Raw genomic sequence first — 13,878 nt, 5'->3', positions numbered from 1 at the left:
GGTACGCCCGACCCCCGACAACGACCTAGCGGGCGAGGGGGACCGGCTCAGGATCGGGCAGCACCGGCACCGCTGCCACGCGCCGGGTGTGCGCCCAGACGAAGAATCCGGTCAGCGTGAAGGCCCCGTAGAAGACGTACATGATCGCCGACGCCCAGTAGCCGGCGCCGAGAAGCAGAGGCACGCCGACCACGTCGACGGCGACCCAGATGAGCCAGAACTCGACCCAGCCCTTCGCCATGCCGTAGGTGGCGAGCAGCGAGCCGACGAAGATCCACGCGTCGGCCCAGACCGGCGAGTACGAGCCGAGAGCGGTGAAGACCGGTGTCACGACCGCGGTGCCGCCGATGAGGGCGACGACGAGAAGGATCCGCGCCCGGCCACCTGCCCACCGGGGTTCGACCGCGTCTCCGCCGCCGTCGCGCGCGTGCTTCCAGCGGTACCAGCCGTAGATCGAGACGACGATGAACATGATCTGCCGACTGGCCTGCCCGAGCAGGTTGACCGGGTTGGGCGTCTCGAAGACCGCACCGAGAAAGACGGTGAAGAGAAGGGCGTTGCCCGCGATTCCGATCGGCCAGGCCCACACTTTGCGACGCATGCCGCCGAGGGCAGAGAAGAGGCCGAACAGGTTGCCGATCACCTCGCGCCAGAGGACGGTCTGATCGTGGATCGTGAATGTGGCGTCGAACAGCCAGTGGATGGCGCTCATGGTTCTCCTGTGGGGGAGCTTCTCTCATCCAGACTGTCTGAGCCGGACGGCCTCGAAAAGGTCGTCCGCCCCACTGTCGGCACCGGAATGATCGCCCCCGCGAACGAGAGCGACTGACCGATTCGGCCCCGTGATCGCACGGGGTTCGCGGGCTGTCACCGCCGGTACGGAATCACACCGTCCCTGAAGCTTCTGACGAAACACTAACGGGCCCCGTGCCATTCCCATCGGGCGAGGTCATACCGGGTAATGCGCGCTTGGTCCGGCGCCGGTAGCTGGCGAAGAGCACTCCACCGACCACGAACGCCCCGGCGAAGAGTTCGATCCCGTCGGGGATCTCGCCGAAGACGAGCCAGGAGGCCAGCACGCCGATCACCGGCACCAGCATGGAGAACGGGGCGACCGTGCTGGAGGGGTACTTCGACAGCAGTGTGTTCCAGATGCCGTAGCCGACGATCGTCGCGATGATCACGACGTAGAGGAGGCCGCCGAGGGCCGGAAGCGCCTCCGCCGTGAACGCGGTCGCCAGCGACTCGGCGATGCGGCGAGGGCCCTCGAACAGCAGCGAGAGGGCGAGCATCGGCAGTGGCGGAACGACCGACATCCACAGGGTGAGGTGCAGAGGATTCGGTGCGGCGGCCCGGCGAGAGGCGACGTTGCCGAGCGCCCAGCCGAGGGCGGCGCAGAGCGCGAGCAGCACGGGCAGGATCGCCGCGACCTGCGCCCGGTGCAGGGCGATCGCCAGAAGCCCGAGCACGGCGATGCCGATGCCGATCGCCTGGCGCTTCGTGATGCGCTCGCCGAGGAGGAACCCGGCGAGCACCACGGTGAACGGCGCCGACGCCTGCAGCACGATCGAGGCGAGGCCACTCGCGAGCCCGGCATTCATCGCCAGGTACAGGAAAGCGAACTGCAGGATCCCGAGGCAGCCGCCAACCGCAAGGAGCCAGCGAACCGGAATGGCCGGTCTCGGGATCAGGAAGATCGTCGGCACGGCGAGAAGCGCGAACCGGAGCGCCACCATGAAGAAGGGCGGGTAGTGCTCGAGGGCCAGTGCCGTGGCCGGGAAGTTGAGACCCCACGCGACGGCGACGAGAGCGGCGAGAAGGCGGTCGCGGGGAGACATGCCCTCATCATGTCGTCCTCGGGCAGGCGATGACAGCGCCAATGGCGACCAATTGGATTGGAGGGCTCGACAGGACGCCAGGCCCTCCCGCTACAATCGCAACCCTTGCCGCCACCGAGCGGCGCGACTTCTGCGGTACGGATTCGGGTCCGGCCACAGCATCAGGGCCCCCGGGCTCCGGAGCGCGCCGCCGCCGAAGGAAAGGACCCCTGTGAGCGACAACCACCGCTCCGAGAGCCCCCGTCGGGCCGCTCGCCGAGCGCATGAAGAAGCCGCAGCCCGCCAGGCTGCCGCCGCCTCGCCGGGCCTCCCCGCTGCCACCGACGGCCTCGCCCGTCACGGTCGCCTCCGCCGGCGTGGCCCGGCCGGCTTCGTGCTCAAGACGATCGCCGTCGGCGCGGCCGTCGTCCTGGTCAGCGGCGTCTCGGTCGGCGCGATCGCCCTCCAGCAGATCCAGAGCGACATCGGCGACGGCGTCGCACTTACCGGAGAAGAAACCGAGCCCGCGCTCCAGGGCACCGGCATCGGAGCGTACGAGGGCGGCTTCAACATTCTAGTCGTAGGCACCGACAACGACGCCAAGCAGAGCACGGCCGAGTTCGGCAAGCGTGACGCGACCCTCAACGACGTCAACATCCTGCTGCACGTCTCGGCCGACCACACGAACGCGACGGCCGTGAGCATCCCGCGCGACCTCGTCGTACCGATCCCCGCTTGCGAGAAAGAAGACGGCAGCGGCACGAACAGCGCGATGAGCGCTCAGCCGATCAACTCCGCCTACTCGTACGGCGGGCTCAACTGCGTCGTGCAGACGGTCAAGGGCCTCACCGGCCTCGACATCCCCTTCGCGGGGCTCATTTCGTTCAACGGCGTCATCGAGATGTCGAACGCGATCGGCGGGGTGCCGGTCTGCGTCAACAAGCCGATCTCCGACCCCTACACCGACCTGAACCTCCCTGCCGGAACCTCGACCCTCCAGGGCGACGAGGCACTCGCCTTCCTCCGGACCCGCCACGGAATCGGCGACGGCTCCGACCTCGGCCGCATCTCGAGCCAGCAGGTCTACCTCTCGTCGATGCTCCGCACGATCAAGTCGGCGGGCACCCTGTCGAGCCCGACGAAGCTGTACAAGCTCGCTCGCGCCGCGACGAGCAACATGGTCCTCTCCAACAGCCTGAAAAACCCCAGCACGCTCATCGAGATCGGGCTGGCGCTCAAAGACCTCCCGCTCGGCAACGTGAACTTCGTGCAGTACCCCGGGTCGACCGGCGGCACGGGTGTCTACGCCGGCAAGGTCCAGCCCGATGTCGCCACGGCCGGGCTGCTCTTCGACTCGATCAGAGCCGACAAGCAATTCACGATTCCGAAGGGCTCCACCGGCATCGGGTCGGAGTCGTCGGGAGCCGCAGGGTCGACGGGTTCCTCGGGCGGGGCGGCCGGATCCTCGTCACCACCGGCTCCGTCGACGCCATCGAGCACCCCCACCACCCCGGCGACGAAAGCACCGGCTGCGACCGAGATCTCGGGCCTCACCGGGCAGACGGCAGCCGACCAGACCTGCTCGGTGGCCTACAAGTTCTAGGCGAAGTTCTCGAGAGAAGGCCGCCCCGCGAGTAACCAACTCGCGGGGCGGCCCGGTGTCTCACTCAACCGCCCGGGGGAGGCGGGAGCGAAGACCCTGCGAGGCCGAGATCAGGGGTGAACGGCCTCGCAGGGCGCTATGCGCCGACAGCATCGTTGCTGAGCGAACCAGCCGTTCTGGTGGGCCTCGACCGATTCGGGCGGTCATGGCCTTGGGGTTCACCATCGGGGTGAACAGCTGGTAACCAAAACTCTATGGGTCCGCATAAAGGAGGACAAGGGGACAATCGCACCCAAATCGGGGGGCAAAATTGTGGGCATAAGTGCGGACACGGCTCCGAGGATCCGATGGGCTCGGTTCGCGCTCGGCACCCGGTATAGTGGAGGCCGTGCGTTCGCGAAGCGGGCGTCAAGGAGCTGTCGCATAGTTCGGCCTAGTGCACCACCCTGCTAAGGTGGAGTGCCCTTTTTGGGCACCGTGGGTTCAAATCCCACCGGCTCCGCACTGGATTCTCCGTGTAAGGGTGCAAGCACCCATACCTCTCGCCAGCGCTAGTTTCTTCGGGCGCCTCGCGGCGCCGCGCGCCTTCGGCGCTGTGCGTGCTGGTTTGGTCCGCTCCGCGGACGTGCGGCCGCGGCCGTGCATCCACTTGCCGCTCCCGCCGCGTTGAAGCCTGCCGCGGTGGGTGAGTGTCCTTGATGTGCTGATGTGGGTGGCCTCGGACTCGCAGAAAGGGGACAGTCACGCGGCGACACGGGGCAGCGCGGCTGACAAGATGTGAGCATGGAATACAGCGCCGTACTCTTCGACCTCTTCGGCACTCTCGCCCCGGGAGGCACCCGCGAACTCCGCGACAACGTGTCACTCGAAGTGGCCCGCGATCTCGGCGTCGACCCCGACGCATTCTCAACCGCCATTGCCGAGACATTCCGCGAACGCACCCTCGGTCAGCTGGGCACTCTCGAAGAGACCCTGGCCACTCTCGCATCGAGGCTCGGCGGGTCGCCGAGCGCTGACGACCTCACTCGCGCCGCCGGGCGACGCACCGAGATGACCGCCGGACTGCTCGCCGACACCTGGGCACTCGACGTGCTCGACGAGCTTCGCGCCCGCGGCTACTCGCTCGGGCTGGTCAGCGACTGCTCGATCGAAACGGCGCTGATCTGGCCGGAGAGCGCCCTCTCCGAGCGCTTCGACGTGGCGGCGTTCTCGGCGGTGCACCACATCAAAAAACCCGCAGCCGAGCTGTATCGCGTGGCAACCGATGCCCTCGGGGTGGCGCCGGAGCAGTGCGTCTATGTCGGTGATGGCGGAAGCACCGAGCTGCCCGGGGCGGCCGACCTCGGCATGCGAGCTGTCTGGCTCAACCACCCGGGCAATCAGGGCGGTGCCGCGGATCCTGAGTGGTCTGGAGAGACGGTCACCGAACTCGCCGAAATCCTCGCGATGTTGCCCTCACGTCACCCGCGGGGCACAACCGCTCTCACCCGCTCGGGGGATAGCTGATTCTCAGCAGTTCAATAGAATCAGCGGCATGTACCTCGTGCTTTCCGCGTTCTATTTTCTACTGGTCGCGGCCGCCCTCATCGACATCATCACGCGTGCCGACTCGCAGGTGCAGCATCTGCCGAAGCTGATCTGGATCCTCCTGGTGGTCGTGCTGCCCGTGATCGGGAGCATCGCGTGGTTCGTCGCGGGGCGGGATTACGGGCCGCGCCCCGAATACGTGCCGCTGGGCGACGCACGCCGTCACTCGCCCGGATCGGGCGCGACTGCGGTCGACGTGAGGCACCACCGGGTTTCGACGACCGAGCAGCAGCTTGCCGACCTCGACCGCGAGATCGAGTTCTACGAGAAGCAGGCCAAGCTGCAGAAGCTCCAGGCCGAACTCGACCCCAAGGATCCGGCCTAGCCCCGCTCGCCACGTCCCCATCGGGCGCTGGCGCCATCCTCGGCTCCACAGCCGCTCGGCTCGGCCAGTTTGGACGAAATCTGTGGAGGGGCTACCCGCGGTTCACCCTGAGGCGCTTTGATCGTCTGTAACCAGCACGTTCGAGGTTCTCAGGGGAGAGTCATGCGACAACCACAGGTCGGTTTCGATTCGATGGCCGGCGCGACTCCGGTCGAGCCCGGCCCCACGGTGCGTCATGTGGCGCGCAAGGGGGCAACGGTTGCCGGCGCGGTGATCGGGGCGGTGGCTCTCGTCGGGGGTGTGTTCGTCGGAGCGGCGCCCGGCGGCGATCCCGCATCGGCTGCCACCGTGCCGGGTAGCGTCCGTATCCACGACATCCAGGGCGCCTCCTGGATCTCGCCTCTCGACGGGCAAAAAGTCGACAATGTTCCCGGCATCGTCACGGCCATCAGGGCGACCGGTTTGAGCAGGGGCTATTGGGTGCAGGATCCCGCACCAGACGCTGATCCCCTTACGAGCGAGGGCGTGTTCGTGTATACCGGCAAGGCCCCCACGGTCAGCGTCGGCGACTCGGTTCTCGTCTCGGCCACTGTGAAAGACTTTCGCGCGATCGCCTCGGGCACCACGCTCGCCACCACCTCGTACCTCTCGGTCACCGAGCTGACCTCGGCGACGGCCACTGTCGTCTCCTCGGGCAACGAGCTTCCGGCACCGATCGTCATCACGCCGACGACCGTCCCCGCCACCTACGCGCCCGACCTCGGCGGGGCGAACATCGAGACGACAGCGCTGACGCCGTCGCGCTCCGCACTCGACTACTACGAGTCGGTCGAGGGAATGCGGGTCCGGGTCGACGACGCCCGCGTCATCGGTCCGTCCGACGCCTACGGAGAGCAGTACATCACCACGAAGCCCGATCAACTGCGCTCGAAGCGCGGCGGCGCGCTGCTCACGGCGGAGAACGCGACGCCGTCCGGCCGACTCGAGGTCGTCCCGACCGACGGCAGCAACCCGGGTGTGAGTGTCGGCGACGTCTTCACCGGCGAGACCGTCGGGCCGATCGACTACTCGCAGTACGGCGGGTACCTCATCGCGGCGACGACCCTCGGCCCGGTCGCTTCGGCGAACCTGAAGCCGACCGTCGCCTCGAAGCCGAAGAGCGACCAGCTGTCGATCGCGACCTACAATGTCGAGAACCTCACCCCCACCGACTCCGCAGCGAAGTACGCCGCGCTCGGCAGGGGAATCGTCACGAACCTCGCCTCGCCCGACATCGTCACGGTCGAAGAGGTGCAAGATAACACCGGAGCGACCGACGACGGCACAGTGGCGTCCGACCAGACCCTGGCCAAGCTCACCGCCGCGATCACGGCGGCTGGCGGGCCGGCCTATTCGACCCGCTCCATCGACCCCGTGAACGACGCCGACGGCGGGCAGCCGGGCGGCAACATTCGTATCGTGTTTCTCTTCAACCCGAAGCGGGTCAGCTTCGTCGATTCCGGCCGACGCGGCATCGACCGAGCGACGACGGCGACAGCGGTGACGAGCACGCACGGCAAGCCAGGTCTCTCCTTCTCACCGGGGCGCATCGACCCGGGGAGCGCGGCCTGGAAGTCGAGCCGCAAGCCGCTCGTCGGGCAGTTCACCTTCCGGGGCAAGAGCGTGTTCGTCGTCGGCAACCACTTCGCCTCGAAAGGCGGCGACCAGAGCCAAGACGGGCGGTTCCAGTACCCCGAGCAGTCATCGGCGGTGCAGCGCAAGGCCCAGGCCGCTGAGGTGAACTCCTTCGTCGACGCCGTGCTCGCCCGCGACAAGCGCGCCGCGGTCGTAGTCGCCGGCGATCTGAACGACTACCAGTTCAGCCCGGCGATGAAGACGCTGACGGGCCAGGCCGACGGCAAGACTGTGCTGACCGACCTCATCACCACGCTGCCCGCCAACGAGCAGTACACCTACGACTACCAGGGTGTCAGCGAGGTGCTCGACCACATCCTGGTCAGCAAGGGCGTCGGCACCCCGCAATACGAAGTGATCCACACCAACTCCGAGTACGCCGACCAGGTCAGCGACCACGACCCGCAGGTCGTTCGACTCTTCGGTACCCCGAAGCCGCAGTCGGCCGTCATTCCGCCGAAGGGTGTCGCGACGGGGTACTCCGACGCACTCGACAAGCTCAACTACCAGGGCGCGACCGTGGGCGGGCTGTCGTCGCTGGCGTACGACTCGCGCTCGAAGTCGTGGATCTCTGCCGTCGACAACCACGCCTCCGACCCGTCGCGCATCTGGTTCATCGGGCGGAACCTCGCGAAGCCCGCCGTCGTTCGGGCCCCACTGGTGCTCAAGACTCCGACCGGCGACCCGTACACGGGGCTGACCGCCGACAACGAGGGCCTCGCGGTGCTGCCGAATGGTGACTACCTCGTCAGCTCCGAGACCGAGCCCTCCATCCGAATCTTCGGCCGCGATGGAGTCCAGAAGTCGCAACTGCGGGTGCCTGGGCGCTTCGCAGTGACGGGGACGACCCTCAGCGGTGCCGGACTGGCCGGTGCCGCCGTCGCCGGAGAGGCGACCTCGAACGCCACCCTCGAGGGGCTGAGCATCTCGCCCTCGGGGCGCACGATCGTGGCCGCAATGGAGGGGGCGCTGTCGGGCGACGTGTCGGCGAACGGCGACACCCGATCGCACCGGTTGCTGGTGTACAAGGCGAGCAGCCACGGATCCTGGTCTCTGACGAAGCAGGTCGGCTACCGCGCCGGCGCGGGCCAGAGGATTCCCGAGATCGTCGCCGTCGACGACGACCGCCTGGTCGTCGAGGAGGCCTCGTTCGCGGCTGACAGCGGCAATGCGGTGAAGCTCTACGCGGTGTCAGGGCTTGCGCGGGCGACCGATGTCAGCCGGGTCGCGAACCTGTCGACGGCGCCTGCCTCGGCGGTCCTGTCGAAGACGCTTGTGGCCGATCTCGTCAAGGGGCCGACGTTGGGCGCAACGGCGCTCGAGTCACAGGCCAACCCGCTGCTCGACAACTTCGAGGGCATGGCGCTGAGCGGTCGCGGCCCCGGCGGCACCATCAAGATCAGTCTCATCAGCGACGACAATTTCGGGCCGCTGCAGACGACGCGGGTGCTGAACACCCTGGTGAAGCTGCCCCGCTAGGTGCCGGTGCCGGTGCCCGTGCCCGGTACCCGTGCACGGCCGTGACGCACCCCCGGATGGCCAGAATGAGCCTGGCATCCGGGGGTTGTCTGGCCAGCCGGGGGTGCCTCGAGCCCCCTCGCGCTACTAGGGGAGGTGGTGGCCGAGGTGAGCGATCTGGGCGGGAGCCATGCGCCGCCAATAGTCGAGATCGTGCCCACCCGGCTCGAAGCCGCCGGCAGGAGGCGACGCGAACCCGGCCACGTAATCGCGCGCGGCCGGAAAGAAGCCGTCGCCCGTTCCGCAGTCCACACGCACGGCGATCCCGTCGAGTGACGATTGGCGACCGAACACGGTGTGCGCCGCGAAATCCGCTGCACCGTCGAACGCGATCGAGGCGGCCTGCGACGCCTCATGCCAGATAGCCGGGCTGTCCGCGGCGATCGCGGCGACCCTCGTCCGACCGAGTTGCGACCCGAGGAGGAGCGCGCCAAAGGCTCCCATCGACCAGCCGAGAAGTCCGATCCGCGACACGTCCAGACCGCGGGCGGCGAGCAGGGGCAGGAACTCGTCCACCACCATCGCGCCGGCGTCCTCGCCAGTCGAACGTCGGTGCCAATAAGTGTCGCCGCCGTCGATCGAGGCGAGAGCGAACGGGCGCCCACCGCCATCGACGTGAGCCGCCAGAAAGCGGTCGAGCCCTAGATGGCCGGCGCCGAAGGCGTTGGCGTGCGTGCCGCTGTATCCGTGAAGCACTATGGCCACGGGGAGCTCTGCGCTCGCTGACGAGCCCGGGGGGTACGCCACCGACCAGCCGACCTCCCGCCCAAGCCGAGCCTTCGACCGGAACGAACCGCTGACGACCTGGCCTGTCTCGACTGCCGGCACGACTCCCGGCTGACCGTTCAATCCGAGCACCCGGTGCAACGTCGACCGCCCGGGCAGAAGGCGTTCCTCGACGGCAGCTCCGCTCGCGACCACGAGCGCGGCGGTCGATCCTGCGCCGACAAGCAGCGTTCTCCTGGTGATTCCCACGTCTCGACGCTAGCGATCAGGATCCGGCCCGAACGTCATCCGCCAGGACGAAACCAGCCGTCCCTCCGGCCCCTCCTCACGCCCCTCCTCACGCCCCCTTGCGCGCCACCACCGAGAACGCCAACGGCAGGCGATCGCTATTCGCCGGGAGCACGTAGGCGCCGGCCTCTTCGACCATCTGGGGGAGCGCTTGCCAGGGCAGCGTGCGGTGCTCCGCGAAGTCCACCATCGTGAAGCCCACGCCGAGAAGCGCCTGCACGATCTCGGCGATCGAGTGCGGCCACTCAAAGGTCACACTGTGCTCGACGCGGGCGCCCTCCGCTCCGGCGTAGGTGCTCGGATCGTCGTAGCGAAGCGGCTCGCCGGTCGCGAAGTAGGGCCGCGTGATCACGAGAGCGTCGTCGGTGCGCTCGTCGTCGAGCGCATTGAGGAGCGGATGCGCGTCGCGCACGAAGAACACGCCGCCCGGTGCGAGGAGCGCATCGATCGTGCGAGCCCAGGCATCGAGATCGCGGAGCCAGCAGAGCACCCCGATGCTCGTATAGACGACGTCGAAGGTGCCGCCCACATGGGCGGGAGCCTCGTCGACCGTCGACTCGACGAACGAGCTGCGGTCGCTGAGCCCCGACGCGTCGGCGAGACGCCGGGCCGCCCCGATCGACTCGGAGGAGAAGTCGACGCCCACCACCTCGGCGCCGAGTCGCGCCCAGCTCAGAGTGTCGGTGCCGATGTGGCACTGCAGGTGCGCCAGCCGGAGACCCGCGACGCTGCCACCCGGCAGGTGTGGTTCGAGAAGCGGCCGGTCTTCGAGTACGACGTCCGAGATCCGGTCGGGCTCTGCGGCGAAGCGGTCGACGCGATACCCCTCGAGATGCGGCTCGACCCGGTCATCCCAGTTCGCTCGGTTGGCGGCGGTCCACTCGCTATCGGCAGTGGCGTCCATGGTCTCTCCCCTCGGTGCGGCCCGAGAGGGCAGCCGACCAGGATCCCAGGGGCTGGCCCCCAACGCAAGGTCGACTCCTGAGGCGGGCCGAGCGGCGGGACGGGGCGAATTCGGTCGGTGCGGCCTTGGGGTTGTCTGGGGAACGGGGCCGCCGGATCCTTTGGTCTCTGGCGTGCCGGGGGTGCGGTCTAGGCTTTGGACCGTGGAATCCGGAGGAGCGCGCAAGGTCGGTCGGCCTCGCGACCCTCTCGTCGAAGAGCGGCTGTTGCGTGTGACGCAGGAGTTAATCGCCGAAATCGGCATCGAGGCTCTCACCATGAACCGGGTTGCGGAGCGGGCCGGGGCGAGTAAAGCGACCATCTTCCGGCGATGGGACGACAAGCGGTCGCTGGTCCGTGACGCGGTGGCGGCGTTCGACGTCGACACGACGATCCCGAACACGGGTGCGCTCCGCACCGACCTCGAAGCCCTCGTGCGCACCTGGGTGAGCCCGATCGGATACCCGCCAGCCGAGTTCCGCCACGTCATCGCCGCGATCTCGCGCGATCCCGACATCTGGCGTGCCTACGACGCGGCGACTCACACCGAGCGCACCCGCTCGTTGACCGTGGTCGTGCGACGCGGGGTGGCGCGCGGCGAGGCAGAACCGGTGCGGTACGACGCGGCGTTCGTCACCCGTGCCGTGCACGCGCTCGCCGTCGAGCACGCCGCCCAGCGCGAGTTGCCGCTCGACGAGGCGTTCGTCGCACGCGTGATCGACAGCGTGGTGGAGCCGATCCTCGGCATCGGGCGTGATGCCGAGGCGGATGCGCGCGACGTCGCGGCGGGGATTCCGCTGCACGTGCGTCGCTGACGCGACCGTACGTATTCTCGCGAGCCTGCTCCGGGGTTGTGGCGCCCCTGTGGAAAGTCGTAGCGGTCATTAGCGGCTACAATTTATGTTGCACGGCATGGCACCCCGTTGAACGAACTCTGCAGACAAACACGGCATACCCCGCACTGATCAAATCTTCGCTCTCGTCAACGCGACCTATACCGAGCGATTGCCGGGAGAGAGTCTCGACGAGGGTGAAGTCTGGTTATACCTGGGCCATCCGCACGCCCACACCGATCGAGAGATCGAGATTTTGGTCACTGTTTACGACGACGGACGCGAGGCCGTCGTGTTTCACGCGATGGAGCTCGGCCCCAAGTTTCGTCGTCGGCGAGAGGAGCATGGCAATGCCTGAAGTCACCGACAATGAATTCGATGCGCTCGCGAGTCGTCTCACCGATCCCTCGATGCCCATGCCTGCGGCGGCTGACACGGCGACGGGCGCCGCGGCGGCCCGGCGGGGCCGGTCCCTGATGCTGAAGCAGTACGGCAGCGAAAGCGCGCTCGAAGAAGCGATGCGTAGATCAGGCCGGCCGCGAGTCGGTACCGCGCCGAAAGGAGCGTCCCCCACGGTTCGGGCGCGGATCTCCGAGGCTGAGTTCGACGCGTTCACCCGGTTGGGAGAAGAGAGCGGTCGGAGTCAGAGCGAACTGGTTCGAGAAGCGATCCATCGACTGCTCGTCGAGCACAAGTTGGTCAGCTAGCCCGCACCTGTGGAAAACCGCCCCGGCGTTCCCGCCCGGGATGGGACGATAGATCCATGACCGCAACACTCGTCGCCAAGGGGCTGGCCGGAGGCTATGCCGCCCGCACGCTCTTCGACTCTCTCGACCTGACCGTCGCTCCCGGCGATGTGATCGGGGTGGTCGGCGTCAACGGCGCCGGCAAGTCGACGCTGCTCAAATTGCTCGGCGGCGTCGAGCAACCTCTCGCGGGCACGGTATCGCTCGCGCCGGCCGACGCGTTCATCGGCTGGTTGCCGCAAGAGCACGAGCGGGTTCCGCACGAGACTGTGGCCGACTACATCGGCAGGCGGACGGGATGCTCGACGGCGACAGCGGAGATGGATGCTGCTGCGGTCGCGCTCGCGGATCCTGCGGTTTCCGACGCGGCAGCCGACACCTATTCGACCGCCTTCGACCGCTGGCTGGCATCAGGGGCCGCCGACCTCGACGAGCGCATTCCCGTCGTGCTGGCCGAGCTGGGCCTCGCGATCGGCGGGAGCGGAAGTGGCAGTGGCAGTGGCAGCGGCACGTCGACCACTGTCACCACCGACTCCCTGATGACGTCGCTCTCAGGAGGCCAGGCGGCCCGAGTGGGGCTGGCGGCCCTCCTTCTCTCGCGCTTCGACATCGTGCTGCTCGACGAGCCCACCAACGATCTCGACCTCGACGGGTTGGCTCGGCTGGAGGAGTTCGTGCGCGGGCTCCGCGGTGGCGTCGTGCTGGTCAGCCACGACCGCGAGTTCCTCGCCCGCTCGGTCACGAGCGTGCTCGAGCTCGATCTCGCGCAGGCGTCGAACCGGCTGTTCGGCGGTGGCTACGACTCCTATCTCGACGAGCGCGAGATCGACCGTCAGCACAAGCGCGACGCCTACGACGAGTTCGCGGCGACGAAAGCCGACCTCGTCGGCCGCGCAAGAACGCAGCGCGAGTGGTCGAGTCAGGGCGTCCGCAACGCGATGAAGAAATCACCCGACAACGACAAGATCCGGCGCAAGGCGGCGTCCGAGTCGAGCGAGAAGCAGGCGCAGAAGGTACGCCAGATGGAGAGCCGAATCGCCCGCCTCGACGAGGTCGACGAGCCCCGCAAAGAGTGGCAGCTCGAATTCACGATCGGTCAGGCGCCGCGGTCGTCAGCGGTCGTCTCGACGCTCTCCGAAGCGACGTTCACCCAGGGCGACTTCACGCTCGGCCCGGTCTCGCTCCAGATCAACGGCGGCGATCGCATCGGTATCACCGGGCCCAACGGCGCCGGCAAGTCGACGCTGCTGCGCGCGCTGCTAGGCACGCAGGAGCCCACGTCCGGCACCGCGTCACTCGGCTCCTCCGTCGCTGTCGGTGAAATCGATCAGGCGCGCAGCGTGTTTACCGGCCCACGCCCTCTGGCTGACGTCTTCGAGGGTCTCGTGCCCGATCTCACCCAGGCGGAGGTCCGCACACTCCTGGCGAAGTTCGGCCTCAAAGCCGACCACGTGGGGCGTCCCGTCGACGAGCTGTCACCCGGCGAGCGGACTCGCGCCGGCCTCGCCCTGCTCCAAGCGCGCGGCGTAAACGTGCTCGTGCTCGACGAGCCGACGAACCACCTCGACCTCGCCGCGATCGAGCAGCTGGAGCAGGCCCTCGACACGTACGAGGGCACGCTGCTGCTCGTCACGCACGATCGCCGCATGCTCGAGACGGTTCGGCTCGACCGGCAGTGGCGGGTGGAAGCCGGGCAGGTGTCGGAGGCGCGAGCGTGTGTGCCGGGGCCGATTTCAGGGTGATCCGCCGCCACAGTGCGCTGCCAGGTGGAACGGGTGTGACCGCGACCCCGGATCGCTCGCAAATGGGTAGACGCAGT

11 protein-coding genes and 1 tRNA gene are annotated in these 13,878 nt (G+C 68.0%); 8 read left to right on the top strand and 4 right to left on the bottom strand.

Annotated elements, in window-relative coordinates:
- Positions 1-25: 25 nt before the first annotated feature.
- Positions 26-712, bottom strand: a complete 687-nt coding sequence (gene pnuC, locus ITJ49_RS05495) for a nicotinamide riboside transporter PnuC (protein WP_194602453.1) — start codon at positions 710-712, stop codon at positions 26-28.
- Between the two features lie 172 nt (positions 713-884).
- The gene (locus ITJ49_RS05490) at positions 885-1,838 is read right to left on the bottom strand and encodes an EamA family transporter (protein ID WP_194602450.1); all 954 of its coding nucleotides are present in this window, start codon (positions 1,836-1,838) and stop codon (positions 885-887) included.
- A 211-nt stretch (positions 1,839-2,049) separates the two neighbouring features.
- Here ITJ49_RS05490 and ITJ49_RS05485 point away from each other — a divergent pair, with 211 nt between their 5' ends.
- The 5 genes from ITJ49_RS05485 to ITJ49_RS05465 all read left to right on the top strand — a co-directional run bounded on the left by ITJ49_RS05485 (position 2,050) and on the right by ITJ49_RS05465 (position 8,485).
- Positions 2,050-3,420 carry an LCP family protein gene (locus ITJ49_RS05485; protein WP_370544381.1) on the top strand — a complete coding sequence of 457 codons (1,371 nt, stop codon included), beginning with the start codon at positions 2,050-2,052 and terminating at the stop codon, positions 3,418-3,420.
- A gap of 412 nt (positions 3,421-3,832) precedes the next feature.
- Positions 3,833-3,922 (top strand) — tRNA-Ser (locus ITJ49_RS05480).
- 281 nt (positions 3,923-4,203) lie between these two features.
- Positions 4,204-4,926, top strand: coding sequence for an HAD family hydrolase (locus ITJ49_RS05475; RefSeq protein WP_194602444.1), 723 nt, complete (start codon positions 4,204-4,206; stop codon positions 4,924-4,926).
- 28 nt (positions 4,927-4,954) lie between these two features.
- The gene (locus tag ITJ49_RS05470; RefSeq protein ID WP_084816042.1) at positions 4,955-5,332 is read left to right on the top strand and encodes a PLD nuclease N-terminal domain-containing protein; all 378 of its coding nucleotides are present in this window, start codon (positions 4,955-4,957) and stop codon (positions 5,330-5,332) included.
- A gap of 162 nt (positions 5,333-5,494) precedes the next feature.
- Complete coding sequence (locus ITJ49_RS05465; RefSeq protein WP_194602441.1) at positions 5,495-8,485, top strand: esterase-like activity of phytase family protein; 2,991 nt, start codon at positions 5,495-5,497, stop codon at positions 8,483-8,485.
- Between the two features lie 126 nt (positions 8,486-8,611).
- Here ITJ49_RS05465 and ITJ49_RS05460 read toward each other — a convergent pair whose 3' ends face one another.
- Together ITJ49_RS05460 and ITJ49_RS05455 are read right to left on the bottom strand one after the other, a co-directional pair.
- The gene (locus ITJ49_RS05460; protein ID WP_370544380.1) at positions 8,612-9,499 is read right to left on the bottom strand and encodes an alpha/beta hydrolase; all 888 of its coding nucleotides are present in this window, start codon (positions 9,497-9,499) and stop codon (positions 8,612-8,614) included.
- A gap of 88 nt (positions 9,500-9,587) precedes the next feature.
- Positions 9,588-10,442 (bottom strand): bifunctional 2-polyprenyl-6-hydroxyphenol methylase/3-demethylubiquinol 3-O-methyltransferase UbiG, encoded by an 855-nt coding sequence (locus tag ITJ49_RS05455; protein WP_194602438.1) that lies wholly within the window; start codon positions 10,440-10,442, stop codon positions 9,588-9,590.
- Positions 10,443-10,644: 202 nt separating this feature from the next.
- Between ITJ49_RS05455 and ITJ49_RS05450 the strand changes: the two genes are divergently transcribed.
- The 3 genes from ITJ49_RS05450 to ITJ49_RS05440 all read left to right on the top strand — a co-directional run bounded on the left by ITJ49_RS05450 (position 10,645) and on the right by ITJ49_RS05440 (position 13,801).
- Entirely contained in the window at positions 10,645-11,295 is a 651-nt protein-coding gene (locus ITJ49_RS05450; RefSeq protein WP_194602434.1) for a TetR-like C-terminal domain-containing protein, read from the top strand.
- Between the two features lie 368 nt (positions 11,296-11,663).
- Entirely contained in the window at positions 11,664-12,020 is a 357-nt protein-coding gene (locus tag ITJ49_RS05445; protein WP_194602431.1) for a ribbon-helix-helix protein, CopG family, read from the top strand.
- Between the two features lie 56 nt (positions 12,021-12,076).
- On the top strand, positions 12,077-13,801 hold the full coding sequence (locus tag ITJ49_RS05440; protein ID WP_194602427.1) for an ABC-F family ATP-binding cassette domain-containing protein: 1,725 nt from the start codon (positions 12,077-12,079) through the stop codon (positions 13,799-13,801).
- Positions 13,802-13,878: the final 77 nt, after the last annotated feature.

The sequence above is a fragment of the Frondihabitans sp. VKM Ac-2883 genome, from assembly GCF_015350875.1.
GTDB lineage: Bacteria > Actinomycetota > Actinomycetes > Actinomycetales > Microbacteriaceae > Frondihabitans.
The sequence above is the reverse complement of the archived record's forward strand: the minus strand, read 5'-3'. Positions and strand labels throughout refer to the sequence as shown.